Origin of the sequence: Candidatus Dormiibacter sp., assembly GCF_050999135.1 — a bacterium.
GTDB classification, from domain to species: domain Bacteria; phylum Chloroflexota; class Dormibacteria; order Dormibacterales; family Dormibacteraceae; genus Dormiibacter; species Dormiibacter spiritus.
The window spans coordinates 1-25428 of the sequence record NZ_JBPCPN010000004.1 but is presented as its reverse complement, the minus strand read 5'-3'; the positions used below and the strand labels follow the sequence as shown (position 1 = coordinate 25428).

The following is a 25428-nucleotide window of genomic DNA, read 5'->3' as shown; positions in this document are numbered from 1 at the left end:
GATCGTCAAGACCTTCGGCGCGCTTCGCGCCAACGACAGCGTGGACCTGACAGTGGAGTGGGGTCAGGTCCACGCCCTGCTGGGTGAGAACGGCGCCGGCAAGTCGACGCTGATGAACGTCGTCTACGGGCTGATCCGGGCCGACTCCGGCGAGATGCGGTTCGACGGCGCCCAAGTCCAGGTCCACAGTCCCCAGGACGCCATCGGGCTCGGCATCGGCATGGTGCATCAGCACTTCATGCTGATTCCGCCGCTGACCGTGGCAGACAACGTGATCCTGGGCCAGGAGACAGCGCGAGCTGCGGGAGTGATCGACGGCCGGGCGTCCCGCCGGACGGTCCGTGAGCTCTCGCACCGGTACGGCCTCCAGGTCGACCCCGACGCACGGGTCCAGGACCTCTCAGTTGGGGTTCAGCAGCGGGTGGAGATCCTGAAGGCTCTGTACCGGGGCGCCCGGCTGCTGATCCTGGACGAGCCGACCTCGGTCCTCACCCCGCAGGAGACCGAGGGCCTGTTCCAGATCGTCAGGGGGCTCACTGCTGAGGGAAGCGCTGTCATCTTCATCACCCACAAGCTGGGTGAGGTGATGTCCGTCGCCGATCGGATCACTGTCATGCGGCGGGGCAAGGTGGTCGCCTCCACGACACCCGCTGAATCCAGCCCGGCTGACCTGGCTCGCTTGATGGTCGGGCGCCCGGTGCTGCTCAGGGTGGACAAGGGCCCGGCCCAGCCCGGTCTGCCCCTGCTCCAGGTTGATGAGCTGAGCGTTCTTGACGACCGCCGCCAGTTGGCTGTCGACGGGCTCAGCCTGGAGGTTAGAGCCGGCGAGATCCTGGGCCTGGCCGGTGTCGAGGGCAACGGCCAGGTCGAGCTGGTGGAGGCGATCGCGGGCCTTCGGCCCACCCGCTCGGGCCGGGTCACGCTGTGCGATCGTGAGGTGACCGCCGCGAGCCCGCGCCGCCGGCTCCGGGCGGGCCTCGGGCACATCCCGGCCGACCGGCACCGGATGGGGGTAATCCTGGAGCTGCCCATCTCCGACAACCTGGTCCTGGGAGACTTCGACCGACCGCCCTTCGCCCGGGGAATCGTCAGGCTGCTGGCCCAGGTGCGCGACCACGCCGCGCAGCTGATCAAGTCGTTTGACGTACGCGCGGAGGGCCCCCAGCAGGTGGCGGGCGCTCTCTCGGGCGGCAACCAGCAGAAGGTGGTGGTCGCCCGCGAGCTGTCGAACGGTCCGCGCGTCCTGATGGCCGCCCAACCCACGCGGGGGGTCGACGTTGGCTCGATCGAGTTCATCCACCGGCAGATAGTCGAGCAGCGGGACGCCGGCCTGGCGGTTCTGCTGGTGTCCTCCGAGCTGGATGAGGTGCTCTCATTGGCCGATCGGGTGGCAGTCATCTACCGCGGGCAGATCGCGGCCGTGCTCGAGGGCGACGAGATCGATCGCGACCGCATAGGTCTTCTGATGGCCGGTGCCAAGACTGACGAAGTGGCCGCCACGGGTGAGGGCGGGTGAGTGAAGCGGGTCACTGAGTGAGAGCTGCGCTTCGGATCGCCCAGCAGGCGTCGGTGCCGCTGGTCGCCATCCTGCTCGGGTTTGTGGTCGCCGGCGTGGCTGTCGCAATCACTGGAGCGGACCCGATCCAGGCCTACCTGGGTCTCTTCCAGGGCGCCTTCACCAACAAGCACGCGTTCACCGAATCGCTGATAGCCTCGGTGCCCTACGTCTTCCTGGGACTGGCAGTGGCCACCGGGTTCCGCGCCGGGCTCTTCAACATCGGGGCCGACGGCCAGTTCTACCTCGGCGCTTTGGGCGGCGTCTTTGTCGGGTTCTCGATCCACGGCCTGCCCGGCGTGGTGCACATTCCGCTGGCGATCCTGGCCGGAATCGCCTGCGGGGCTGTCTACGGCGGCCTGCCTGGCTTCCTCAAGGCCCGGTTCGGAGCCCACGAGGTGATCACCACGATCATGCTCAACTACATCGCCTACAGCCTTTCCGACTACCTGATCAACCGCGGACCGCTGGGCGACCCCCACTCCTCGGCGCCCAAGACGCCGTTTATCGATCCCTCAGCGCAGCTCCCGATCATCTTTGCCGACAGCCGCCTCCACCTGGGTCTGGTGCTTGCCCTGCTGGCGGTGCCCCTGATCTGGTTCCTGATCGAGCGCACCACCATCGGCTTCCGCATCCGGGCAGTGGGGCTCAATCCGGAGGCGGCGCGGTCCTCAGGTATCTCGGTGGCGCGGACCATGGTCCTGGTAATGGCGATTTCGGGCGGTCTCGCCGGCCTGGCCGGGGCCGACGAAGTGCTGGGCGTCTCGCACTTCATGCCCCCCAGCTTCTCGATCGGTTATGGCTTCGACGCCATAGCTGTGGCCCTGTTGGCCCGCAGCAACCCCTGGGGGATCCTGCCGGCGGCCTTCCTCTTCGGCGCCATGCGCAATGGTGCCGGGTTCATGCAGCTGCAGACGCAGGTCTCTGCCGACATGATCTCGATAGTTCAGGCGACGGTGATCATGTTTGTCGCGGCCCCGGTCATAGTGCGCTGGCTGCTGCGCCTGCGCGAGGTCCCCGCGGAGAGCCTCCAGATCACTCAGCCGGAGGGCGTCGGCGCCGCGCCGAAGACCTAGAGCTAGTGGACGCCTTCCTCCACGTCCTGCAACGGGGCGACCTGGTCAACCTGGCGGCCGCGACGCTGGTCGCCTCGACCCCCCTCGTGCTGGCCGCGCTAGGCGGCCTCATGTGCGAGCGCTCGGGGGTGGTCAACATCGCCCTCGAGGGCATCATGCTGACCAGTGCTTTCGTCGGCTACGCGGTCGCCTTTAACACACATAACCTGACGCTGGGGGTTCTGGCCGCCGTCCTGGCCGGGATGGCGATCGCGGGCCTCCATGCCGTGCTCTCGATAGCGTTTGTGGTCGACCAGATAGTCAGCGGGACTGTGATCAACATCCTGGCGGTGGGCATCACCGGCGTCTTCTACCGCGCCTACATCCAGCAGGCCGAGGTCCGCGGGCCCGGCGTCCTACCCGTCTGGAAGCTGCCCGGCCTCGGCGACATTCCCATCGTCGGACCCATCTTCTTCCAGCAGGCCTTCGTCACCTACGCCGCCCTGGCGCTGATAGTCGTGGTCCACCTGGTCCTCTTCCGCACGGTCTGGGGGCTGCGCACGCGTGCCTCGGGCGAGCATCCTCGGGCCGCCGAAACCGCCGGCATCAACGTCTACCTGGTCCGCTACGTCAACGTCATCGCCTCGGGCGCGCTGGCCGGGCTCGGTGGCTGCTACTTCTCGCTCCAGCAGGTGGGTAACTTCCTGCCCGGCATGACTGGCGGCCAGGGCTTCATAGCGCTGGCGGCTATGATCTTCGGCCGCTGGACGCCGCTCGGCTCCTTCCTCGCCTCGCTTTTGTTCGCGGGCGCCGGCGCGCTGGCGGGCCGGCTGCAGATCTACGGGGTTCACATCCCGTATCAGGTTCTTGGCATGCTCCCGTACGTGCTCACGATAGTTGTGGTCGCCGGCGCCGTGGGCAGGGCGGTGGCGCCTGCCGCCGTCGGCAAGCCCTACCGCAGGAGCTGACCGGCCGCCCGGCTCCGCGCGAGGCGGCCGGCCAGCCATCATTGAGAAACGTGATCCGCGCGCTCGTCTTTGACTTCGACGGCCTGATCCTGGATTCGGAGGGGCCCGTGTTTGAAGCCTGGTCGGAGGTTTATCGCCGCCACGGCCAGGAGCTGTCCCAGTCGTTTTGGGTGACCATCATCGGTCGCAGTCCAGGGTTCTTCGATCCCTTCGCGGATTTGGAAAAGCTGGTCGGCCACTCGCTGGACCGGGATGCGCTGCAGGACGAGCGCAGGCTTCGCGAACGAGAGCTGGTGGAGGCGCAGCCTGTATTACCCGGCGTGCGGGAATGGCATCGCGACGCTCGTCGAATGGGCTTGAAGTTGGGGGTTGCCTCCAGTTCCAGCGCCAGCTGGGTGACAGGCCACCTGGAGCGGCTGGGCCTCGGAGGTTGGGACTGCATCCGCTGCCGGGAGCACGTGCGCCAGGCAAAGCCTGCCCCGGACCTCTACCAGGCAGCCGTCGCCTGCCTGGGTGTTACACCCGGGGCAGCCTTGGCCATCGAGGACAGCGAGCACGGGGTGGCAGCCGCCAAAGCTGCTGGTCTCATGGCTCTTGCTGTGCCCTGTCCGCTGACCAGTAGTCACGACCTCAGCTCGGCTGATCTGGTCCTGGGCTCGTTGAAAGAGCGATCTCTGGCCCAGGTCATGGTCGACCTGCGCGGCGCCTCGACACTTTGTAGAGTCCGGTGAGCCGCTCCGGACAGGCCTTGGGTGGCTGGCTGGCCCGCCCGTTCAGCGCCCGGCGGCCGCATTCGGTCGAGATCTACGGGACTCTCCTGGCCGCGGCGACCATAGCGGGCGTGGCGGACGCCAGCCACGATCTGCTCGAGATAGTGCTGGCAGTGCTGACGACAGTCGTCGTCTACTGGATAGCTCACGCCTACGCGGAGGTGCTAGGTCGGGTGGAAGGGCCTGCCCGAACCTGGGCTTCGGCCCGACACGAGCTCGCCACCTCGCTACCGATGGTCACGGCCTGCGCCCTGCCGGTGGCGCTGCTGATCATCGCGGAGGCGCTGGGCGCCGGTGTGCAGACTGCAGCCGTCCTGGCCCTCGGGCTCGTGGTCCTGCAGCTGTTGTGGTGGGGCTACATCACCCCGCTGAGCGGGGGGAGGAGACGGCGACTTGGCTCCAGCCTTCTCTTCGGCGGCTTGGGCGTCGCGATTGTGATCCTGAAGCTGCTGGTGCATTGAGGCCGCGGGCTCCTGAACGGCGCGGTGAAGCAGGCGCCTGTGGCCATACCTGTGAATTCGGGAAAGCCTGCCAGGAGTTGTGACGAGGAGGAGGATGCGCTCTACCACCACCGACCCTGCCCGGCCTTTGCGGTGGCCCGGGCCGAAACCAGACACGGAGAGTACTCTCAGCGAATGGCCTTCTTCGCGCTGACGATGGTCAACGGCCCGAGCTGGGATACCTCGCGCCAGCGACGGGAGCAGCATGGCTGGGACGAGCACGCGACGTTCATGGACCGACTCGTCGAGGAGGGCTTCGTGATCCTCGGCGGACCGATCGGCGACGGCGAGCGGACCCTGCTGGCGGTCGAAGCCGGGGACGAGCGCGAAATCAAGGCGCGCCTGGCGGAGGATCCATGGGCGTCGATGGGGCTGCTCCAGATTGGTGCGATTCAGCCCTGGACTATCTGGCTCGACGGCAGGCAAAGCAGCCCTACCCACTGACCAAGCGGAGGGGAAGAGGACCAACGTCTGGATCACGGGTGATGTCCGGGTGGCCGCTGTCGGTTCTTTCCCCGGACCGTAGTGCCCGGCCATGGGTCGAGGCGTTGCCTGGAACACCGCCGCCGCAACCGCGGGGCTACGCGGCGATGCTGCGCCTGAGAGCGAGCGCACCGGCGGCGACCGTGAATGCAGCAGTGCCGCCCAGGACCAGCAGATCCAGCCCCAGCTGATCCGTCGACTGGTAGAAGATCGTTTGCTGCAGCGCGTGGACGCCGTAGTAGGTGGGCGTGAAGCGCGCCACCGTCTGCACCCAGTCGGGCAGGAACGCCGCCACCGAGATCCCCCCGGACAGGAAGAAGAGGTAGAGGGAGAGATTGATCCCGATCGCGATGACGGGCTGGAAACGGCGGATTGAGGCGCCGAGCAGGGCGCCCAGACCCGCCGCCGCCAGGCCGAAGAGCGCCACGACCACCAGCGCCGGCAGCCAGTACCAACCGGCAGGACGCAGCAGGCCTGCCGCCGCACCTCCCACCAGGACTATCGCGGCCAGGCTCATGGTGGTGGTCCAGCCGGCCAGCAGCTTGCCCCCGACCAGCGCGGACCGCGCGATGGGAGCGAGGGTGAGCTCCTTGATCGTCAGGTCCTCGAATTCGCGCGCCGTGGCGAGACCGCAGTTGACCACCCCTGCCACCGTCAGGAGCAGGGCGAGATGGGGGATCAGGTCGAACTGCACGAGGCTAACGTCCTGACTGCGAAGGTCGTGCTCGTGGACCTGGACCAGAACCGGCGAGTCGTTCTGGCCGGCGTAGAAGTCGGTGATGGCAGCCGGCAGCGAGCGGCGGAGATCATTGGTGAAGTCGAGGTTCAGGTTGTTGATCTCGATGGTGACCGGGTCCGACCTATGCGCGCTGTAGGTTTCGTCGAAGCCGGCGGGAATGGTGATCACAGCCGCCACGTCCAGGTCGTGCAGGAGCTGGCGGGCGCGCTCCGGAGTTTCCGTCCTCACTCTGAACGAATTCGACGTCTCCAGAGAGTGCGCCAGGCGGGTCGCCTGCGGGCCGCGGTCCAGCACCACCAGCGCGACTGGGTTCCGGCCGACCGCCTGGGCCGAGATCAGGATGATGATCATGAAACCGACGGCCGGCAGCACCGTGGCCACTATCGTGCTCGGTCGCCTCGCCCAGACCCCCATATCCTTCCAGGCGATCGCCAGGACGGCGCGGAGATAGGGTTTCACGCCATCATGCCCCGCCTGAGCACAGTCGTAGCGGCGACCACCGCCGCGACCGCGAAGCCGACCAGCACAGCCACGTCGACCGCCAGCGGTGTCTGGGCTGTGAGGTAGCCGTGAAACGCATGCTGGAAGAGTGCAATCGCGTAGGTCAGCGGCGAAACCAAGGAGATCGCGGCCGTCCCGCCCCAGTTGGGCGGCCCGAAGGGTCCACTCAGGAAGAAGAGCGGAAGGAAGCTGCCCAGGGCCAGTGGAATCGCCGCCTGCCGGCGCTTCAGCAGCGTGCCGACCAGCACGCCCAGGGCCACGGCCGGCACCATCATCAGCACGCCGTACAGCAGCACCTCGAGAGGGTGCACAGGGTGGACACCGACAACGAAGACAACAACCGCTGTGACGATCGCGGCCGCCGCGGCGGTGAGGACCAGGCCGGCCGCGACCTTTCCCAGCGCGACCGCCCAGCGGCTGGCCGGCGAGAGCTCCAGCTCCTTGATGGTGCTTTCCTCATACTCGCGGGCGGTCAGGACCACCGACTGCAGCAGGCCCTCGATGAACATCCCGGCGACCACTATGCTGACCGCCAAATACGGGATGTAACCGGTGTCGCCGGCCTGGACGTCGACCTCCCTCGCCTGGACGACCACCTGATCGGGGAAGGCCTGGGCGTAGAAGGAGGTGATCGCCAGCGGCACAGCCCGGCGGATGTCGTTGGTGAAGTCGACCTGCAGGTTGTTGACTTCGACCGCCAGCTCGATCCGGCGGCCCGCCCGCAGGTCGTCGTCGAAACCTGCGGGGACCGTGAGCACGCCGACGATGCGGCCGGCTTGGAGCTGGCGCTCCGCGTCGGAGGTGGACATGACATGGACCTGGAACGAGTGGGCGTGCTCCAGTGAGGAGACGAACTGTCGGGCAAGCGGTCCCTGCCCCTGCATGACCACAGCGATCGGCGCCTCGCCTCCAGTCAGCGCGAAGAGGCTGAACAGAAAGAGGAAGTTGACAGGGATGATTACCCCGATCACGAGAAAGACGCGCTCGGTGAGTGCGATACGGAGGTCCTTCACGCAGACGGCGCCGATGACACGCAGGGCGCTCCGCATCAGTCCCGCAGCTCGCGGCCGGTCAGCTGGAGGAAGACCTCGTCCAGATCCGGCTCGTGCTGGTTGATCCGGAGCAGCTTGGCTTCACCGGTAACCGCTGTGACCACCCGACCGGTCGCCTCCGGGTCGCCGGTCAGATTGACCTTCAGGGTCCCGTCGGCAGTATTTACCGCCGTGACTCCGTCGATGCTTCGCAGCCGGACGAGCAGGGCCGGCGAGGGCGCGAGCTCCAATACGAGGTCGAGCACCGTGTCGCCGTACCTACTCTTCAGCTCCTGCGGGCTGTCGAGCGCCACCAGACGGCCGCGATCGATGATGGCCAGACGGTCGCCCAGGGCGCTCGCCTCCTCCAAGTAGTTGGTCGTGATGAGGACAGTCTTGCCGCGAGTGCGTAGATCGAGCACGTGGTCCCAGATCGCGCGCCGGCTCTGCACGTCGACGCCCAGCGTCGGTTCGTCCAGATAGAGCAGCTCGGGGTCGTGGAGCAGCGCGCGAGCGAGCGCCAGGCGCCGCTTCATGCCGCCGGAATAGGTGCTGACCCTGTCGCGCCGCCTGTCCTCCAGCTGGACCAGCCGGAGCAGCTCATCGATCCGCGAGGACAGCCGGCTGCGGGGCACGTCGAAGAGGTCGCCGTGGAAGCGCAGGTTGGCCTCCGCGCTGAGCTCCTCGTAGAGCGCTGTCTCCTGGGGAATGGTGCCGAGCAGGCGGCGGACCGAGCGCGGCTCGGTAAGCATGTCGCGGCCGAGCACGCGGACAGTGCCCGAGGTCGGCCGCGAGAGCCCGCTGATCACGTTTACTGTGGTCGTCTTGCCGGATCCGTTGGGGCCGAGCAAGCCGAAGACCTCGCCCCGCTGGACGGTCAGGCTCAGCCTGTCGACGGCTGTGAAGTTCCGGAAGCGCTTGGTCATCTCGACCAACTCGATAGCCGGTTCGCTCACTTTGCGCCTCCCGTCTCCCAGGCGATGAGCGGTCGGACCGCGGCCGCGAGGAGCGCGTCCCACTCCGCCTCCGGCAGCGTCACCATTCCGGTCTGGTGCCAGAGACCGGTCATGAACACCAGACCCTGAAGGCAGAGCACAGCCGCCGTGGGATCCACCTCGGGTCGGAGCTGAGGCGCTGCCGTCAGGAGGGCCCGCTCTAGCAGGACCTTGGCGGCGCGCGGGGTGGGGGCGATCTCCGCCGCCAGCTCAGGGTGCCGGAGGCATTCGCCCAGCGCGAAGGCCAGGACCTCCGGCCGATCCCGAATCAGGTCGCGGAGGAAGCGGAGGCACGCAACCAGGTCGCCGGCAGCGCGCTCCGGGGTGGAGGCGTCGACCTCGGCCGGGTAGGCCTCGATCAGACCCACCGGCATGAGCCGGCGGAGCGCCTCGCGAGTCAGCCCCGCCTTGTCGCCAAACTGACGGAAGAGCGTGACCTCGTTGACGGCCGCCCGGCGGGCGATCTCCCGCGTTGTGGTTCCATCAATACCTCTCCGGCCCGCCAGGTCGAAGAAGGCCCGCACGATGCGCGTCTCGGCGGCTTCGGTCATGAGATGAAAGTATGTGCTTGCACACAATGCCTGTCAAGCGTGCCATGGACTGGCGGCCAGGTGGGGGGAGTTCCCCGGCAATCGACCGATCCTGGAAGCAGCAGCGGAGGGAAGCGGAGGAAACCGCGCCGAAGCCTGATGCTTAGGTCGCCGGTCTGCCACCAGCCTGGCTTCGAATACTTGACTACGCCTCGGCTATCGTCATCCGGTGCGAATCTTCCGCGTTATCCTGCCGGTGGATGACCTCGAGCGGGCGACACAGTTCTACGGGACGCTGCTCGAAACCCACGGCGAACGCGTCACGAGCGGCCGCCACTACTTCGATTGCGGCGGGATCTTGCTGGCCTGCTGGGACCCACTCGCTGACGGCGACCCGACATTCCCCGGGCCTAATCCCGGCCACGTATATCTGACCACCGACGAGCGCTTGGAGGCTGTTCGGCAGCGCGCGATTGACGCGGGCGCCGTCCCTGACCCGTGGCGCGGCACCATCGCGAGCCGACCATGGGGCGAGCGCTCGTTCTATGCCCGCGACCCCTGGGGCAACCCGTTCTGCATCGTGGAGGCCGGCAGCGAGTACCTCGGCGGCGGCTTCGAGATTTTGCCCGCGAGCCCTTAGACAAGTCAAAGGCAGCGACATGCCCGCTCGTCAGCATCCGAGTCGAACCAGGCTGGCGGGTATAACTGGCCCAGTGCAGCGGTTCTGCCTGCTGCTGACGGGCATGCTCTGCCTCGTCGCCTGCGGCTTCCACGACCCGGCGGCGCCCCCACAATCGCACCCGGCGGCCACGGCGTCCAGAGTGGGAACGGGGCTGGCGCCGGGGATGGGTGCGGCTGGCGCCCAGTTCCGAGAGGAGCGAGCTCAGACTCAAGCCGAGCGCAAGCGCGAGCGAGGCGATGGTTGGGTCAGGGACGCCTCCCTGCCCGACCATCGGCTGGTTCTCTACTACGGCAATCCCTTCAGTCGAGAGCTGGGACCGATCGGCGCCTACTCTGATGGCGACCTTCTCGCTCGCCTGAACGCCCAGGGGGACGCCTACCAACGCCTGGACCCCAGCCACCCGGTGGTGAACGGACTCGACTACGTCACCCCTGTCGCTCAGTCCTCGGTCGGGGACGGGACCTACCGAGTCCGGATGCCAGCCGAGAGCATCCAGCACTATGTCGATCTGGCGCTCAGCCACCACCTCCTGTTCTTCTTCGACCTGCAGGTCGGTAGGGCGTCGCCGAGCGCTGAGGTGGATGCCCTCTGGCCCTGGCTGCAGCGGCCCGGAGTGAACCTGGCGCTCGATCCGGAGTTCGACCTCAATGGCGGAGGGCTGCCCGGTCGTCAGATCGGCAGGATGACGGCGGATGAAATCAATCCTGTTGTCGACCGCCTGGCGGCGCTGGTCCGCCAGAGCGGTGGGCCGCCCAAGATGCTGGTCGTGCATCAGTTCCGCCCTGACATGCTGCCCGACCGCGCGCGCATCCACCTTCCGCCGGAGGTGGCGCTGGTGATCTGCGCGGACGGCGTCGGCACGCCACAGGCGAAGATCGCGAGCTATGCCCTGGCCAATCAGCCGCCGCTTCAGCACCCGGGCGTCAAGCTGTTCTTCACATCTGACAGGCCCCTGATGTCGGAGTCCCAAGTACTTGCCCTGAGTCCGCAGCCGCTCCTGGTCATGTACCAGTAGCCCATACCGCGCCCGGCCCACGGGCGCGGGTCCTGGGCAAGTAAAGTCGAGCTCATGGCGGGCCGCAAGAAGTCGATGCTGGAATTGACAGGCCGCGGCGATGACGGCACGACAGGCTTACTGGGCGGTGGTCGCGTCAGCAAGACCGACGAGCGCATCGAGGCTTACGGCACTGTTGACGAGGCCTCCAGCGCACTCGGCTTGGCCAAGGGCCTCACGGCTGACTCCCGAGTGCGGGAGCTGTGCGAGCAGCTTCAGAGGGATCTCTACAGGCTCGGCGCTGAACTGGCCACCGCGCCAGGTAAAGAAGGCAGCTTTGGTGCCATGACGCAGTCAGATGTGGAGAGACTGAACGCAATGCTCGGGGAGCTGGAAGCTGAAGCGCCGATGCCTGACGGGTTCATCCTGCCCGGCCAGACCGCCGCCTCAGGCGCTCTCGATCTTGCCCGCACCATAGTGCGCCGCGCAGAGCGCCGCTGGCTCCGCCTGGCGAAGCCGTCGCCCGAGGCGCCCGGCTACACCCAGCCCGAGCTGCCGGCTTCGGCCGGCACCGAGGCCCAACTACCTACCGCATATTCGAACATCGGTGGCTATCTGAATCGTTTGAGCCTGGTCCTCTATGCGCTGGGCCGCTTTGACGAGGCCCGCGCAGGTCTCGGCGCGACTCTCGCGAAGAGTGGCCGAACGGTCACGGGAGAGCCCAGCGAGTGAAGTCCTGTCGGCCGGATGGCTCCAGCTTAGACTGGTAAGCACCGCATGGCTGCCGCGCTCGCGATCGTTTCGGCTGTAGTTCTTCTGGCCCTCGTCATTCTGGTCGGATGCGGCGCGATCCTCTACCGTCGCCTCTTCCTTCCTCTGAGACCGGCCTATCTGGACGACTTCATGTTTACCCCCTGGGAGTTCCAGGCGGACTACGAAGACGTGGACCTGCTCACCGCCGACGGGGTCGGCTTCGGAGCGTGGTTCTTCCGGCAGGCGGGCTCGCCCCAGGTGATAGTCATTAGCCCCGGCCACAAGGGCCGGCGCCAGGACCTCCTAGGCATCGCCATGGCACTCTGGCGCAAGGGCTTCAACGTCTTGGCCTACTCCTACCGCGGCATGGCGGGGTCCGACCCGTCGACAGTCACCCTGGGCGTTCGCGAGGTGCAGGAGCTGGCAGCCGCGGTGGCGTTCATCCGCAAGCGGGTGAAGAGCGCGCGCATCGGCCTGCTCGGCTACTCGATGGGCGCTTCGGTCAGCATGCTCGCGGCTGCGGGCGACCCAGGCATCGAGGCGCTGGTGCTCGACAGCCCGTTCGCCGACGCCCGACAGGTGGTCCGGGAGAATGTTCGCCGGCGCACGTGGCTGCCGGGTGGTCCGATCATCTGGCTCTCAGCGCTCTGGCTGCAGCTCCGCCATCGAGTGCGGCTGAAGGAGGCGAGTCCCATATCCGTCCTGAAAGGGCTCGAGCGGCGACCACTCTTCTTCATCCACGGGGGAGAGGACGCGGTCACTGCTGTGGAGCACTCACGGCGCCTGCACGACGCCTACCGCGGTCCGCGCGAGATCTGGGTGGTCCCGGGCGCTCCCCACGCAGGCGCCTACTTCGCGGATCGAAGCCTCTACGTGGAACGGGTCGCCGGTTTCTTCGCTCGCAATCTGGGACTCAAGGCCTCCACTCACCTCCGGCTCTTGGAGGACGACGAGGAGGTTTCCTGAGCTCGCTTCAGGACCCGGACAGGCGACGCAGCTGCCCGTGATCGACGGACACGACCTGGTGGGCATCGTGAGTCAGGCGGATCTGGCCAAGCATCTGTCGCTTGACAAGGCGGGCCAGCTGCTGCAGCAGCTTTCTCAGGACTAGGCGCGCGCAACGGGCGCGCTCGGACCGCGCCCCGTTCGCGGCCTGGGATTGGGCCTCAGGAAGGTGCCACGTAGACCCCGGAATCGGTCGGCCTCAGCCGCTTATGGGGGCGCGGCCCAAAGCCGCTGGAAGCGCCGGATTCAGCTGACCTTCGGGTAGGCGGCGACGAGCAGTTCGGCCAGGTGCTGCACCCGAACGTCGCCGCGGCCGCGTTCCCGCAGACCTGCTTCGATTTGCATCTGGCAGCCAGGGTTGCCGGTCACGACCACCTGCGGGTTCCGGCTCAGGAGGTCGTCCAGCTTCTCAGCCAGGATGCGCTGCGACATCTCGGGCTGCACGGCGTTGTAGATGCCTGCGGAGCCACAGCAGATGTCAGGATTCTCCATCTCGACCAGCTCAATCCCCGGTAGCGCCTGGAGCAGCTCTCGCGGCTGCTTGCGGATGCGCTGGGCGTGAGCCAGATGGCAGGCATCCTGGTAGGTCACGCGAACGTTCACAGGTTGCTCGGGCGGCGGCAGTCCGGCTTCGAGCAGGAACTCCGAGAGATCCCGCACCCGAGCACCCAGGTTGGCGTAGAAGTCCTTCAGGTGTGAGCCACAGCCGGCCGAGTTCACCACCAGGTAATCGAACGACTCCAGACCAAAGGCGGCAGCGTTATGCCCGCGCAGCTCGCGAGCTCCTTCGAGATCGCCGTTATGGGCATGGAGGGCGCCGCAGCAGCGCTGCCCAGGCGGGAACCAGACCTCACAACCGGCCAGCTGCAACAAACGGACGGAGGCATCGTGTGCGTGGGGATAGAAGATGGGCATCACGCAGCCGTTGAGAAAGGCGACGCGGTAGCGGCGCTCCCCGATGGCGGGAGCCACGTTCCCGGGCGGCGGCCGCCAGGCTTTGGCCAGGCTCGGCAGCTGGCGGCCAGGGCCCACGATGCCCGTCAGCCGGAGTCGCTGCGCGAGCCGCGTCACGCCGCCGGCCAAGCGCAGCCGGCGCGGGTGGCCGAGCAGCTGGCGCAGGGCTTGCTTGACCACCATGCTCTTCGGGTTGGGGCGGCGGATCCGCTCCAGCTCGGCCCGGCCGTGCTCGATGATGCGGCCGTAGGGGACGCCGGAGGGGCAGACCGCCTCGCAGGTCCGGCAGCCGAGGCAGAGATCGATGTGGCGGGCCAGATCCTCGCTGTAGGGGAGCTCGCCCCGCTGCCACTGGGTCATGAGGTAGATGCGGCCGCGGGGCGACTCCGTCTCCAGCCCGGTGACCCGGAAGGTGGGGCAGGCATTGAGGCAGAGCCCGCAGTGGACACAGGTGGCCAGGTCGTCGTCGCTGGGCGCGTCAGGACCTTGAAACGTTTTCGGATCGCGGATGTCGACAGCCATCAGACGACGAACCTACCCGGCGACAGCGTGTGCTGGTGGTCGAAAGCCGTCCTCAGGCGTTGCATCCAATCGAGGTTGGGCGGTGGAGCGCCCCAGGCGTCGAACTCGTCCTTCAGACTCCGAGGCGCCGCGACCAGGACCAGAGTTCCACCGGTTGACTCGGCAGCCGTCCGCGCCGAACGCAGCTCAGGCAGTCCCAAAGCGCCCAGCCAGTGAGCGACTCCCAGCCCGGGCGAGGCAAGCCAGCGCGCGCCGGCCGGCAGGCCGTCCAGCACTAGCCGCAGCTGAGCTCGGGGCACCGAGAGCCAGGCCCAGACGGTCTCTGCCCAGCCCGCTCCCCGCGCGCCGCGCGATTCCCAGCGTCCGGCCGCCGTCTCCTGCCAGCCCAGCTCACGATGCATGCGCGCGACGCCTTCTTGGGTTCCCCAGAAGCGAGCGAGAAGGCCGCCTGCGCTGTCAAGTTCGAGCGCGACAGGTTGCTGGGGGAGCCGCAGAGCTCGCTCAGCCTCCGCCCAGGGATCCTCGGGCTGCGACTCGAGCGTCAACTCGGCCAGGGGCCGAGGAAACACCTTGAAGGACGCCGCCACCATCACGCCTAGTGTGCCCAGCGCACCCTGGTGAAGCTTGTTCATGTCGTAGCCGCTCACGTTCTTCACCACCCGGCCGCCGCTCGCCACGAGGCGTCCGTCGGGCAGCGCCACCCGCAGCCCTATCACGAACTCGCGGGAGCGGCCGAAGCGCAGCGCCAGCGGCCCGCTCATCGCACTCGCGAGCACACCCCCGACCGTGTGACCGGGACCGGCCGGCGGATCGAGCGGCAGGCACATGCCGGCCCGGCTGAGCTCGGCGTCGAGCTCCTCCAGCGTCACCCCTGCCTCCACGCTCACAACTAGATCGGCGGGGCTGAACTCGACTATCCGGTTCAGCCCCCGCGTGCTCAGAGCGACATCGAACCGAGCCGGAGGATTGCCCAGACCGAGGAGCCTGCCTCCTCCAATGGGGACAACCTTCTCGGCCGCGGCGGCGGCCGCTTGGAGAGCTTCCGCCAGCTGCTCGGGTGAATCAGGCCGCTCGGTCCGGGCCGGGACCTGGTCGTCGACGGTCAGATCCATCACCATGTCATCGTTCAGCAACGTCGACGGCGCTGGACAGCCGGCGGCGACTCACCACCACCGCGCCTCCGCGCAGAGTCCCGCCCGCGCCAGCAGGCGCGGCTCCCGGTCCGGGTCGGGGAATATCTTCCCGGGGTTGAGCAGGCCGGCTGAGTCGAAGACCTCCTTCACCTGCCGCATCGCCGCCAGGTCGTCGGGACTGTAGATCCAGGGCATGAAGGAGTTCTTTTCGATGCCTATGCCGTGCTCCCCGGAGAGGGTGCCGCCCGCCTCCACCACCGCTCGCAGCATCTCCTCGCCCGCCTCTTCCACCTGCTCCAGCACGCCTTTGTCGCGCAGGTCGAAGAGGATGTTCGGATGCAGATTGCCGTCGCCGGCGTGGAAGACGTTGGCCACCGGCAGCTGGTAGTGCTCGCCTATCTCGCTCACGCTGCGCAGCACGCCCGGCAGCCGGCTGCGCGGCACCACTCCATCATGGAGGTAGTAGTTGGGCCTGATCCGGCCCAGCGCGCCGATGGCTCCCTTTCGGCCCGCCCAGAGGAGCTCCCGTTCGGCGGCGTCAGCAGCTTCTCTCAGCCCTGTAGCCTCGTTCTGCTCCAAGAGCGAGCGCACGGTTCCGGTCAGCTCGGTGCAGCTCTCCCGCAGGCCGTCCATCTCGACCAGCAGGACGGCTCCGGCCTCGGTCGGGTAGCCGGCCTTGTAGTGAGCTTCCACAGCTCCGATGGTGACCTGGTCCATCATCTCCAGCGCCGCCGGGACTATGCCGTGGCCGATCACGTCGGAGACTGCGTGGCTGGCCGTCTCGATGGTGGGGAAGGCAGCCATCAGGGTCACTATGTGCTCGGGGATGGAGACCAGGCGCAGCTTGACCTCGGTGATCACTGCCAGGGTTCCCTCGGAGCCGACCAGCACGCCCAGCAGGTCGTAACCAGGTTGGTGCAGGGAGTCACCGCCCAGCCAGGCGGACGAGCCGTCGGCGAAGATCGCCCGCACGCCGAGGACGTGGTTGGTCGTCACCCCGTAGTAGAGACAGTGGGGACCGCCCGAGTTCTCAGCCACGTTGCCGCCGATCGTGCAGGCCTTCTGGGAGGAGGGATCGGGAGCATAGAAGAGGCCGTGATGGCTCGCTGCATGCTGCAGGTCGGAGTTGACGACTCCCGGCTGGACCAGCGCGGTCTTCTCCTCAGGGTCGATCTTGATCACGCGGCGCATTCGGCTCAGCTGCAGCGCGATGCCTCCATGCAGGGTGACGGCCCCGCCGGAAAGCCCTGTGCCGGCTCCGCGAGGCACCACTGGCAGACCGTGCCGGGCAGCCAGTTTGACCACCTGCTGCGCCTCGTCATGGGTCGCGGGCAGCACGATAGCGTCGGGCAGGGCGCCTGTGATGGACGCGTCGCGCTCGAAGATGCGCAGGTCGAGCGGATCAGCGATGACCTGGCCTTTGCCGACGATTCGCTCCAGGTCATGGAGAACGGCTGCCGGTAGCGCCATCAGATGCTCACCGAAAAGGCAGGCCCATGATCCGATCCTAGTGAACTTCTGGCGCAGGACACTGGACAGCCGGAAACCGAGCGCCGGCTCAGGTCTTGGACATTCCTTTTAATGACTGCGCGATGCAGACCCTCCAACCAAGCCAGAGCCTGGCACGCGCGGTGAGCGATGAGCCTGCAATCGTCACCCAGGGCTTGAGCAAGTCGTACAAGAACGTGCGGGCTCTGACAGGCGTCGACCTCGTGGTGCCGCCGGGCAGTGTCTTCGGCCTGCTCGGTCCCAACGGCGCAGGTAAGACGACGCTCGTAAGGATTCTGGCGACGCTGCTCAAGCCCGACGCGGGCACCGCTCGGGTTGCCGGCTACGACGTGGTTCGGGAAGGCGGCCGCCTGCGCACCCAGATCGGAGTCGCCGGTCAATACGCGGCGGTGGACGAGAACCTCACCGGCTTCGAGAACCTGGAGATGGTGGGCCGGCTCTACCACCTGGGCGGCAGGGTCGCTCAGAGCCGAGCCGATGAGCTGCTCCAGCACTTCGACTTGGAAGAGGCGGGTCGGAGGCCTGTGAAGACCTATTCCGGCGGGATGCGCAAACGCCTCGATCTGGCGGCGGCGCTCGTCGCGCGTCCGCCAGTGATCTTCCTCGACGAGCCAACCACGGGTCTCGATCCGCGAAGCCGGGTCTCGCTCTGGGAGACCATCGAACGACGGGTCGCAGAGGGGAGCACAGTCCTGCTGACCACGCAGTACCTAGACGAGGCCGACCGCCTGGCGGACCGCATAGCAGTGATCGACCATGGCAGGGTCATCGCAGAGGGGACCTCTGACGAGCTGAAGCACCAGGTCGCTCGCGAGCGCCTCGAGGTGGTCCTCGGCGAGGGCGCCGATCCCACCGTCGCACTTCAGGCCCTCGCGGTGATGGGAGACGGACAGCAACCACGGGTCGAGGGCCAGGTCATCAGCGTCAGCGTCGGCCGGCGCCCAGGCGCCATCGTCGAAGCGGTCCGGCGACTTGATACCGCCAGGGTCGAGATCGTGGACGTGGCCATCCGCCGGCCCACCCTCAATGACGTTTTCTTCACCTTGACCGGACACAAGGCCGAGGAGTCGGCCGCCGGGGAGGCGGAATGAGTCAACTCCTCGCGGGCATCGGAGACACGCTGGTGATCACGCGGCGGAATCTCATCCGCATCCCTCGCGCGCCCGACCTTCTCATCGGCTTCACAGTCCAGCCGGTGATGTTCGTGCTGCTCTTCGTCTACGTGTTCGGCGGCGCGATCAAGACGCCCGGCTTCAAGTACGTCGACTACTTGATGCCGGGAATCATCACCCAGACGATCGCATTCGGTGGCTACCTGACGGCCGTCGGGTTGAACGAGGACCTTCGCAAGGGCCTGGTCGATCGCTTCCGTTCGCTCCCGATGGCGAGGTCCGCGGTCCTGGCGGGCCGGACTCTCGCTGACGTGATCATGAACCTCCTGGCCACTGCTCTGATGGTGGCTGTAGGCCTGGCGATCGGCTTCCGCTTCGCCACCAGCGTCCCCCAGGTCCTGGCTGGGATCCTGCTGCTGCTGCTCTTCGGCCTCGCGTTCTCCTGGATCTTCGCGCTCATGGGCCTGCTCGCCAGCTCTGCCGAGTCAGCTGGCTCGATCGGGTTCCTGATCGTGTTTCCGCTGACATTCGTTTCCTCAGCGTTCGTACCTGTGCAGTCGATGCCGAGCCTGCTCCAGGCTTTTGCCAAGGCCAATCCGTTCACCATAGTGGTGGACGCCGCGCGGGCGCTCTTCCTCGGCACGCCCGGCAACTCGATCTGGGCGGCCCTGGCCTGGTCCATCGGGCTGATAGCCGTCTTCGCCCCGGTGGCGGTTGCCCGCTACCGCCGCGTGGTGGCAAACTAGTGCACCTGCTCGTAGATCGCGCAGCTGCGCAGCTGTCTGCGCTGCGGGACGAAATCTGGATCGAGAGGACCAACGAATGAGCCTGGTACGAGTACTCGTCGGTACCCGCAAGGGAGCCTTCGTCCTAACAGCGGACGGCAAGCGCGACAGCTGGGAAGTCGCTGGCCCCTACTTCGCCGGCTGGGAGATCTTCCACTTGAAGGGCTCACCAGCCGACCCAAACCGTCTCTATGCCTCCCAGTCCAGCGGTTGGTTCGGACAGACGATCCAGCGCTCCGACGACGCCGGCGCGACCTGGCAGCCCGTCGGTAACAAATTCGTGTACGACGGAGTCCCCGGCACTCACCAGTGGTACGACGGCACCCAGCACCCATGGGAGTTCGCCCGAGTCTGGCATCTCGAACCGTCGCTGACCGATCCCGATACCGTCTACGCCGGGGTGGAGGACGCTGCGCTCTTCCAGACCCAGGACGGCGGCTGGACCTGGACCGAACTGTCCGGGCTCCGCCTCCACACCTCTGGCCCGTCCTGGCAGCCGGGTGCCGGCGGGCTGTGCCTGCACACCATTGTCCTCGATCCGACTGAACCAGAACGGATCTTCATAGCCATCTCGGCTGCGGGCGTTTTTAGAACCGACGACGCAGGCGCGACGTGGCGGCCGATCAATCGGGGGCTGCAGTCAGTTGGCATTCCCGATCCAACCGCTGAGGTCGGACACTGCGTTCATCGCATAGCCATACATCCGACGCGGCCGGGGGTGCTGTTCGTGCAGAAGCACTGGGACGTGATGCGCAGCGACGACGCCGGTGAGTCCTGGCATGAGGTGAGCGGCAACCTGCCGTCAGACTTTGGCTTCCCGATCGTCGTGCATGCGCACGAGCCGGAAACCGTCTACGTCGTGCCGATCAAGAGCGACTCGGAGCACTTTCCGCCGGAGGGGAAGCTGCGGGTATACCGCAGCCGGACCGGCGGCAACCAGTGGGAGGCACTTACGAAGGGTCTGCCCCAGGGCGACTGCTACGTCAACGTACTGCGCGATGCCATGGCCACTGACTCACTTGATTCCTGCGGCGTCTACTTCGGTACCACAGGCGGCCAGGTCTACGCCTCGGCCGATGCCGGAGACAGCTGGGCACCCATCGTCAGAGACCTGCCGTCGGTTCTGTCAGTCGAGGTGCAGACGCTGCAGTGATCCGAGTGGTGCTCCCAACTCATCTGCGGAGGCTGGCTCTCCTCGACGGAGAAATCGGGCTGGAGGTTCAGGCGCCGTACACGCAGAGCTCGGTCCTCGATGCTCTGGAGGCGAGGTATCCGATGCTGCGGGGCACGATCCGCGACCACGTCACGCAGCGCCGCAGGCCGTTCGTGAGGTTCTTCGCCTGCGAGCAGGACCTGTCCCATGAGGCGCCTGACGCCCTCCTGCCCGGCGCTGTCGCGTCGGGCGCGGAGCCGCTGGTCGTCGTGGGCGCCATAGCCGGGGGCTGCGCCAGCGAGTCTGCCTGCGCCGTCAAGCCCTGACAGTACTCAGCTGCCTTCCCTGTCGGCGTCGATCCGCACAGAGTCGAACTCGGCAGCTCGCCGCGCCTCGCCCGGCGACGAGACCCGGTCAAAGACTTCAAAGCGGCGCACCTTTGCGCCTGGCAGGCCGGGCGCTTCGACAGCCGCCTCGCCGGGCAGCAGCTCCGCCAGCCACGGCCTGATCTCCTCATCGGTGGGAGGCCGGTCGGAGCGCTCGAAAAGCACCTCGTGGATCCGGGCCTGGGCAGCGTGCTGGATGGTGAACCAGACGGTGAGGCCTTCCTCGGTCACTGCCCGGTTGCGCTCGTCGATGCGGCGATTGACCGGCAGCTTCAGCGGTTTTGCCTGAGCTGCCTCCCGCAGCCGGGCGGCCTCGCTGGCGAGATCCATGGCGTTGATGGTAGGCGAGGATCGTTGGGGCAGCCAGGTCAACAGCGGTTCAGGTACATGCCCCCGTCCGACACCAGGGTCTGTCCGGTGACCCAGCGTCCTTCATCGGAGCAGAGCCAAGCGATCAGCCGGGCAGCGTCGTCCGGCTCTCCCCACCGCCACTCAGGGTGCCGCCGAACCAGGTCAGCTCGCTCCTCTTCGGTTGCGTAGCCGGTGTCAGTGGCACCCGGATTGACGCAGTTCACAGTGATCCCCCGGTCCGCAAGTGATTTGGCCAGCGTCGCTGTGATCTGCTGCAGCGCGCCCTTGGTCAGGGCGTAGGGGATCTCTTCAGGCATCGGTTCGACATGCTGTCCTGATGTGAGGAGGATCACCCGACCTGGCGGCCTGCGGCCATCGGCAGCGGAACGCAGGCGGGCGAAGGCCTGGACCAGGAGCAGCGTCGCTCGAACGTTCACCGCCCAGCTCAGATCCAGTTCCCGCACGGTCAGTGAACCAGGTCTTGAGCCGAGCTGCGCGCGTGATTCGCGATCAGGATGTCAGGCCGGCCGAGCCGCTCAGCCGCCGCTTGGATGACGGCCGCCGCAGCTGTCGCTTCGGCAAAGTCGGCCGCCAACCACTCTATGCGGCCTGCCCCTGCCGGGAGCCCTTCTCGCAGCTCCGCCGCCAGGCGTGCCCAGTCGGCTTCGTCCAAGCCCCAGGGCTGCTCCCGATCGTGCTGCGGCCAGCCCTGGATGAGGACGTCGGCGCCCTCCCCCAAGAGACGCCGGGCGATCGCGAACCCGATCCCTATGCGCCGGCTGACGCCCGTGACGACGGCCACCCTGCCGGCCAGCGGCAGGTACCCCGGCGACTCAGCTGGCAAAGGCAGTCACGGCGAGCTGGAGGCGCTGTCGCTCCAATTCCTGCAGCTGCTTGTCAGCTCGCTCGATCAACGCTCCGAAGTCGAGCTCCGGCCAGTCGGGTCGGTGGGCGGCGGCTTCCCGCAGGGCCAGCCAGAGTTCGCGCTTCCCGCTCACGCCGAGCAGCAGAGCTTCCAGCTCGAGGAATCGGTTGAGCGGGGAGTCGCCCTCCACGCCGAGCTCGAAGACCAGGCTGCTCAGCTTCTGGAGTGTCGAGCCGGCGACGACCTTCACCTTGCTCTCGCCGACGCCAAGCCGGCGCATGAAGGCTGATAGCGTCTCCTGATCCTCCTCGATCTCGCGGACGATGGGCGCCATCGCCTCCCCGAGCGCTGTGCCCTCGTGCTGCTTCCGAATCCTTTCCGCCAGATCCCGGCCCGCGGCGGAGCCGCCAAGATGGTCGTTCAGGTAGATCCCGACCTGTTCGTTCGCGGGCATGGCTTCCTCCACAGCTGGTGACCTGACTCTGTCTCGGGCCCGATGCTAGTTGAACCTCAGCTAGCAGGCCGATGAAAAAGGGCTTCGGGCCGGCGGCCTCGGCGGCGCCTTGGCGCCCATGCGGCCCATCTTCGGGCTTATTTTCTGTGCTCCTCGTTCACGCATCGTTCAGATGCGCTCACTCCGGTGCTCGAAAATGCACCCGAATCTGGACCACCTGGATCGCCAAATCACTCGCCGACCCTTTTTCATCACCCTGCCTAGAGCCTAGACTCGACCTTCGTGAGATCAATCGATCGCGTGAAGGCGGCCATTGCAGGGGAAGCTGTCGACAGGCCGCCGGGCGGGGCCTGGGGCCACACCTACCGAGAGGAGTGGTCGCCAGAGGAGCTGGCCGGCGTAACCATCGAGAGAGCGAGGCGCCACGGCTGGGACTTCGTCAAGCTTCAGCCCCGCGCCACCTTCTTTGCCGAAGCCTTCGGCAACCGCTATCACCCCTCAGGCCACAGGCTCAAGGGTCCTGTGCTGGATCACGCCGCGGTGAGCAGCCCGGAGGACTGGGCTGAGCTCAAGCTGGTCAACCAGAGCGCGTTCGGCGACCAGATCAAAGCGCTTCAGCTTGTCGTCAAGGAGTTGGGTCCCGACGTGCCCGTCATCCAGACTGTCTTCTCCCCGATGTCGGCGGCGTCCTACCTGGTGGATCGGGACAGCCGCCGCCTGATCCGGGAGCTCCGTCAGCGTCCCGACCTCGTGCTGCCGGGCCTGGAGAAGATCGCCACAGCGCTGATCGACTTCAGCCGCCGCAGCGTGGAAGCAGGCGCGGCCGGCGTCTTTTACGCCATCTCGCATCTGGCCACCCCTGACGCCATGCCGCGTCAGGTGTACGGGCAGCTGCTGCTGCCCCTCGATGAAAAGGTGCTCAGCGCACTGCCCAAAGAGGCATGGTTCAACGTGCTGCATCTCTGCGGCGGCCGGCAGACGGTTGAGATCGCGCGCGAGCTGCCCGTACAGGTGCTCAGCTACTCGCGTCACGGGCGCGGCAACCCCTCTCTGGCGGAGGCGCAGGAGCGCTCAGGCAAGGCGGTCTTGGGCGGGGTGGAGCAGCGCAAAACGCTGCTGGCCGGCCCCGACGAGGCAGTTCGCGAGCAGGTGCGCGAGGCAGTGCGGGAGACGGGCGGCCGCCGCTTTCTCCTCGGGCCCGGCTGCTCCGTGCCACCCAGGGCAAAGCCCGAGCGCCTGGACGTGATGATGCAGGCGCTCGCTGGCTGATGGCCAGGGTTCTGCACCTGGCGGAGATAGTGCTCTGGGTGCGGGACATGGATCGCGCGCTGGCCTTCTACCGTGACCTCTTCGGGCTGGAGCAGATCTCCGGACCTGAGCTGCGCAACCGCTTCCTCCGCGCCGGCCCAGGCGAGGGCCCGGTGCCGGAGATGATAGTGCTGGTGCCCCACCCCGAGCCGGAGGGCGAGTTCCCGGCTGACAAAGCGCAGCGCGTGCTGCACCATCTGGCCTTCAACGTCAGCCGCGCCCAATACGACGACCTCGAGCAGCGCTGCCGGGCCGCAGGACTGGAAGTGCGCGGCGGTGTGCATCCAGTGCTTCCCGACGTGCGCACCTTTTACGTCGACGATCCGGCCGGCAATGAGGTCGAAGTCATCGGCCCCGCCTGAAGCGCCTCCACCGGCGGTCGGCCCTTCATCGCCGAGACTGGACTGTGTATGTCAACCCAGCTCCAACCCCAGATCAAGATCCCGCCACAGCTGAAGCCCGCCGACGGCCGCTTCGGTTGCGGCCCCTCCAAGATCCGGCCCCAGGCGATGGAGCAGCTCCAGCGTCAGGCTGCGACGTTCCTCGGCACCAGCCACCGTCAGTCAGGTGTGCGAACAGTGGTTGGCCGCGTTCGCAGCGGTCTGAGCGAGCTGTTCCAGCTGCCCGACGGCTACGAGGTGCTTCTGGGCAACGGCGGCAGCACGTGCTTTTGGGACTGCGCCACGTTCGGCCTCATTGAGCGGAAGAGCCAGCATCTGTCCTTCGGCGAGTTCTCGGCGAAGTTCGCCGCCGCGGCGAAGGCCGCGCCGCATTTGAGCGAGCCGGAGGTCATCGTTTCGCCGCCGGGCACACGGCCGGACGCGATCGCCAGGGCAGACGTCGACGTCTATGCACTCACCCACAACGAGACTTCCACCGGCGTGGCCATGCCTATCCAGCGACCCGTCGGCGCCGGGGGGCTGGTGGTTGTGGACGGGACCTCAGCCGCGGGCGGTCTGCGCGTGGACCCGCGGCAGTTCGACGTCTACTACTTCGCGCCGCAGAAGTGCTTCGCCTCCGATGGCGGCCTCTGGCTTGCGGCCTGTTCGCCGGCCGCCATCGAGCGCATTGAGGAGATCCGTCGAAGCGGCCGCTGGACACCAGCTTTTCTCGACCTCGGTCTGGCCTTGGACAACTCGCGCCTGGAGCAGACCTACAACACTCCAGCTCTGGCCACGCTCTTTTTGCTGGCCGAGCAGGTCAGCTGGCTGAACGACAACGGGGGCCTGGAATGGGCGGCCGGCCGCTGCGACGAGTCAGCGCGAATTCTCTACGGCTGGGCGGAGCGAACCGCATGGACCCAGCCGTTCGTGATGCGGCAGGAGGACCGCAGCCACGTCGTGGCGACCATCGACCTGGCCCCAGGCATCGATGCCGCGCGCGTCTCACAGATTCTGCGCCAGAACGGGATTGTCGACACCGAGGCGTACCGGAAGCTAGGCCGGAACCAGCTGCGGATAGCTCTCTTCCCAGCCATCGAGCCGGCGGATGTGGAAGCACTGACCGGCTGCATTGAATACGTCGCTGAGCAACTCCGAACCTGAAATGGGCCCGATCGTGAAAAAAGAGGAGCGCCGCGGTGGCGCTCCTCTGCCAAGACCTCGACTTAGACGGTCGCGGCGTCGGCGGTCTGAGCCGTCCTGACCAGTTCGGAGTCGATCTCCAGCTTGATCTCGTTGCTGGCCAGCGGGATGGTGCCGGCGAGGCCGTCCCAATTGAGACCGAAGTCCTTGCGATTGAGCGAGCCGGTGGCCTCGATGGAGACGATCTTACCGCCGGGCTGGAAGGGGTGATCCATCTCGTCTGACACCGTGACGTCGAGCACCAGTCCCTTGGTGATGCCCCTGATGGTCAGATCGCCATACACCTTGAAGGTGTCGGCTCCGGTCTGCTCGGCCCGGGTGGGGCGGTAGACGGCCTGCGGGTGGCCTTCGGCCTCGAAGAAGTCACCGGACTTCAGGTGGCCGTCACGCTGCTCATTGTTGGTGGTGAGGCTGGCGATGTCTACCGTGACCTCCCCGGTCAGTGAAGCCGGGTTGCTGCGGTCGCCCGCGACCCAGCCGTCGAATTTCTGAAAGTTGCCACGCACGGTGGTGACAGCGAGGTGCTTGGCCTTGAAGCCAATGACTGTATGGGCCGGATCCAACTGGTAACGCTCGCTCATGAACTGCTCTCCTCCAATGACTGGGATGTTGTCCCTGCATACACCGTGGCCCGCCCTGGTATTCCATGCTCCGGGCGCTCGGGGGCCGCCGGGCCACCTAGACTTGGCACTCTCGGGCCCGTAGTTCAGTTGGTCAGAGCGGCCGACTCATAATCGGCTGGTCGCAGGTTC

General features: G+C 67.0%; 29 protein-coding genes. 17 read left to right on the top strand and 12 right to left on the bottom strand.

What is annotated here, in order from left to right:
• Positions 1-40 precede the first annotated feature (40 nt).
• From ACR2MZ_RS01125 to ACR2MZ_RS01100, 6 genes are all read left to right on the top strand, one after another.
• Positions 41-1516 carry an ABC transporter ATP-binding protein gene (locus ACR2MZ_RS01125; protein WP_434003239.1) on the top strand — a complete coding sequence of 492 codons (1476 nt, stop codon included), beginning with the start codon at positions 41-43 and terminating at the stop codon, positions 1514-1516.
• Positions 1517-1533: 17 nt separating this feature from the next.
• Positions 1534-2631, top strand: coding sequence for an ABC transporter permease (locus ACR2MZ_RS01120; protein ID WP_434003238.1), 1098 nt, complete (start codon positions 1534-1536; stop codon positions 2629-2631).
• A gap of 5 nt (positions 2632-2636) precedes the next feature.
• Positions 2637-3578 carry an ABC transporter permease gene (locus ACR2MZ_RS01115; protein ID WP_338176578.1) on the top strand — a complete coding sequence of 314 codons (942 nt, stop codon included), beginning with the start codon at positions 2637-2639 and terminating at the stop codon, positions 3576-3578.
• 50 nt (positions 3579-3628) lie between these two features.
• Positions 3629-4309 (top strand): HAD family hydrolase, encoded by a 681-nt coding sequence (locus ACR2MZ_RS01110; protein WP_434003237.1) that lies wholly within the window; start codon positions 3629-3631, stop codon positions 4307-4309.
• On the top strand, positions 4306-4809 hold the full coding sequence (locus ACR2MZ_RS01105) for a hypothetical protein (RefSeq protein WP_434003236.1): 504 nt from the start codon (positions 4306-4308) through the stop codon (positions 4807-4809). The genes ACR2MZ_RS01110 and ACR2MZ_RS01105 overlap by 4 nt, the downstream gene beginning before the upstream one ends.
• A 174-nt stretch (positions 4810-4983) precedes the next feature.
• Positions 4984-5292: a YciI family protein gene (locus ACR2MZ_RS01100; protein WP_434003235.1), complete on the top strand. Its 309-nt coding sequence runs from the start codon at positions 4984-4986 to the stop codon at positions 5290-5292.
• Between the two features lie 136 nt (positions 5293-5428).
• Here ACR2MZ_RS01100 and ACR2MZ_RS01095 read toward each other — a convergent pair whose 3' ends face one another.
• The 4 genes from ACR2MZ_RS01095 to ACR2MZ_RS01080 are packed head-to-tail and all read right to left on the bottom strand — an operon-like array spanning position 5429 to position 9148.
• Positions 5429-6529, bottom strand: a complete 1101-nt coding sequence (locus tag ACR2MZ_RS01095) for an ABC transporter permease (protein WP_434003234.1) — start codon at positions 6527-6529, stop codon at positions 5429-5431.
• Positions 6526-7620 (bottom strand): ABC transporter permease, encoded by a 1095-nt coding sequence (locus ACR2MZ_RS01090; protein WP_434003233.1) that lies wholly within the window; start codon positions 7618-7620, stop codon positions 6526-6528. The genes ACR2MZ_RS01095 and ACR2MZ_RS01090 overlap by 4 nt, the downstream gene beginning before the upstream one ends.
• The gene (locus ACR2MZ_RS01085) at positions 7620-8558 is read right to left on the bottom strand and encodes an ABC transporter ATP-binding protein (protein ID WP_434003232.1); all 939 of its coding nucleotides are present in this window, start codon (positions 8556-8558) and stop codon (positions 7620-7622) included. The genes ACR2MZ_RS01090 and ACR2MZ_RS01085 overlap by 1 nt, the downstream gene beginning before the upstream one ends.
• On the bottom strand, positions 8555-9148 hold the full coding sequence (locus tag ACR2MZ_RS01080; RefSeq protein WP_434003231.1) for a TetR/AcrR family transcriptional regulator: 594 nt from the start codon (positions 9146-9148) through the stop codon (positions 8555-8557). The genes ACR2MZ_RS01085 and ACR2MZ_RS01080 overlap by 4 nt, the downstream gene beginning before the upstream one ends.
• Positions 9149-9356: 208 nt before the next feature.
• Here ACR2MZ_RS01080 and ACR2MZ_RS01075 point away from each other — a divergent pair, with 208 nt between their 5' ends.
• From ACR2MZ_RS01075 to ACR2MZ_RS01060, 4 genes are all read left to right on the top strand, one after another.
• Positions 9357-9767, top strand: coding sequence for a VOC family protein (locus tag ACR2MZ_RS01075; RefSeq protein ID WP_434003230.1), 411 nt, complete (start codon positions 9357-9359; stop codon positions 9765-9767).
• Positions 9768-9840: 73 nt separating this feature from the next.
• Positions 9841-10824: a hypothetical protein gene (locus ACR2MZ_RS01070; RefSeq protein ID WP_434003229.1), complete on the top strand. Its 984-nt coding sequence runs from the start codon at positions 9841-9843 to the stop codon at positions 10822-10824.
• A 54-nt stretch (positions 10825-10878) separates the two neighbouring features.
• A complete protein-coding gene (locus tag ACR2MZ_RS01065) occupies positions 10879-11535 on the top strand; it encodes a cob(I)yrinic acid a,c-diamide adenosyltransferase (RefSeq protein ID WP_434003228.1) in 657 nt (218 codons plus the stop codon).
• 45 nt (positions 11536-11580) lie between these two features.
• The gene (locus ACR2MZ_RS01060; protein WP_338176589.1) at positions 11581-12522 is read left to right on the top strand and encodes an alpha/beta hydrolase; all 942 of its coding nucleotides are present in this window, start codon (positions 11581-11583) and stop codon (positions 12520-12522) included.
• Positions 12523-12807: 285 nt separating this feature from the next.
• Here ACR2MZ_RS01060 and ACR2MZ_RS01055 read toward each other — a convergent pair whose 3' ends face one another.
• The 3 genes from ACR2MZ_RS01055 to ACR2MZ_RS01045 are packed head-to-tail and all read right to left on the bottom strand — an operon-like array spanning position 12808 to position 16640.
• Positions 12808-14037, bottom strand: coding sequence for a (Fe-S)-binding protein (locus ACR2MZ_RS01055; protein ID WP_434003227.1), 1230 nt, complete (start codon positions 14035-14037; stop codon positions 12808-12810).
• On the bottom strand, positions 14037-15149 hold the full coding sequence (locus tag ACR2MZ_RS01050; protein WP_434003226.1) for an FAD-binding oxidoreductase: 1113 nt from the start codon (positions 15147-15149) through the stop codon (positions 14037-14039). The genes ACR2MZ_RS01055 and ACR2MZ_RS01050 overlap by 1 nt, the downstream gene beginning before the upstream one ends.
• 51 nt (positions 15150-15200) lie before the next feature.
• Positions 15201-16640 carry an FAD-binding oxidoreductase gene (locus tag ACR2MZ_RS01045; RefSeq protein ID WP_434003225.1) on the bottom strand — a complete coding sequence of 480 codons (1440 nt, stop codon included), beginning with the start codon at positions 16638-16640 and terminating at the stop codon, positions 15201-15203.
• A 161-nt stretch (positions 16641-16801) separates the two neighbouring features.
• Here ACR2MZ_RS01045 and ACR2MZ_RS01040 point away from each other — a divergent pair, with 161 nt between their 5' ends.
• The 4 genes from ACR2MZ_RS01040 to ACR2MZ_RS01025 all read left to right on the top strand — a co-directional run bounded on the left by ACR2MZ_RS01040 (position 16802) and on the right by ACR2MZ_RS01025 (position 20055).
• On the top strand, positions 16802-17770 hold the full coding sequence (locus ACR2MZ_RS01040; RefSeq protein ID WP_434003224.1) for an ATP-binding cassette domain-containing protein: 969 nt from the start codon (positions 16802-16804) through the stop codon (positions 17768-17770).
• The gene (locus ACR2MZ_RS01035) at positions 17767-18537 is read left to right on the top strand and encodes an ABC transporter permease (protein WP_434003223.1); all 771 of its coding nucleotides are present in this window, start codon (positions 17767-17769) and stop codon (positions 18535-18537) included. Before ACR2MZ_RS01040 ends, ACR2MZ_RS01035 begins: the two co-directional genes overlap by 4 nt.
• 76 nt (positions 18538-18613) lie before the next feature.
• On the top strand, positions 18614-19729 hold the full coding sequence (locus tag ACR2MZ_RS01030; protein ID WP_434003222.1) for a WD40/YVTN/BNR-like repeat-containing protein: 1116 nt from the start codon (positions 18614-18616) through the stop codon (positions 19727-19729).
• A complete protein-coding gene (locus tag ACR2MZ_RS01025; protein ID WP_434003221.1) occupies positions 19726-20055 on the top strand; it encodes a MoaD/ThiS family protein in 330 nt (109 codons plus the stop codon). Before ACR2MZ_RS01030 ends, ACR2MZ_RS01025 begins: the two co-directional genes overlap by 4 nt.
• A gap of 6 nt (positions 20056-20061) precedes the next feature.
• Here the strand turns inward: ACR2MZ_RS01025 and ACR2MZ_RS01020 are convergent, their stop codons facing one another.
• Genes ACR2MZ_RS01020 through ACR2MZ_RS01005 form a run of 4 tightly spaced genes read right to left on the bottom strand, consistent with a single transcriptional unit; the run spans position 20062 to position 21785 of the window.
• Positions 20062-20445 carry a hypothetical protein gene (locus ACR2MZ_RS01020; RefSeq protein WP_434003220.1) on the bottom strand — a complete coding sequence of 128 codons (384 nt, stop codon included), beginning with the start codon at positions 20443-20445 and terminating at the stop codon, positions 20062-20064.
• A gap of 38 nt (positions 20446-20483) precedes the next feature.
• Complete coding sequence (locus ACR2MZ_RS01015) at positions 20484-20930, bottom strand: SDR family oxidoreductase (RefSeq protein WP_434003219.1); 447 nt, start codon at positions 20928-20930, stop codon at positions 20484-20486.
• A 2-nt stretch (positions 20931-20932) separates the two neighbouring features.
• Positions 20933-21310 (bottom strand): SDR family NAD(P)-dependent oxidoreductase, encoded by a 378-nt coding sequence (locus ACR2MZ_RS01010; RefSeq protein ID WP_434003218.1) that lies wholly within the window; start codon positions 21308-21310, stop codon positions 20933-20935.
• Complete coding sequence (locus ACR2MZ_RS01005; RefSeq protein WP_434003217.1) at positions 21300-21785, bottom strand: hypothetical protein; 486 nt, start codon at positions 21783-21785, stop codon at positions 21300-21302. Before ACR2MZ_RS01005 ends, ACR2MZ_RS01010 begins: the two co-directional genes overlap by 11 nt.
• Positions 21786-22067: 282 nt before the next feature.
• Here ACR2MZ_RS01005 and ACR2MZ_RS01000 point away from each other — a divergent pair, with 282 nt between their 5' ends.
• Genes ACR2MZ_RS01000 through serC form a run of 3 tightly spaced genes read left to right on the top strand, consistent with a single transcriptional unit; the run spans position 22068 to position 24637 of the window.
• Entirely contained in the window at positions 22068-23054 is a 987-nt protein-coding gene (locus ACR2MZ_RS01000; RefSeq protein ID WP_434003216.1) for a uroporphyrinogen decarboxylase family protein, read from the top strand.
• Positions 23054-23455: a VOC family protein gene (locus tag ACR2MZ_RS00995; RefSeq protein ID WP_434003215.1), complete on the top strand. Its 402-nt coding sequence runs from the start codon at positions 23054-23056 to the stop codon at positions 23453-23455. The genes ACR2MZ_RS01000 and ACR2MZ_RS00995 overlap by 1 nt, the downstream gene beginning before the upstream one ends.
• A gap of 48 nt (positions 23456-23503) precedes the next feature.
• Positions 23504-24637: a phosphoserine transaminase gene (serC, locus tag ACR2MZ_RS00990; protein WP_434003214.1), complete on the top strand. Its 1134-nt coding sequence runs from the start codon at positions 23504-23506 to the stop codon at positions 24635-24637.
• A gap of 62 nt (positions 24638-24699) precedes the next feature.
• Here serC and ACR2MZ_RS00985 read toward each other — a convergent pair whose 3' ends face one another.
• Positions 24700-25257, bottom strand: a complete 558-nt coding sequence (locus ACR2MZ_RS00985; protein ID WP_434003213.1) for a YceI family protein — start codon at positions 25255-25257, stop codon at positions 24700-24702.
• Positions 25258-25428 lie beyond the last annotated feature (171 nt).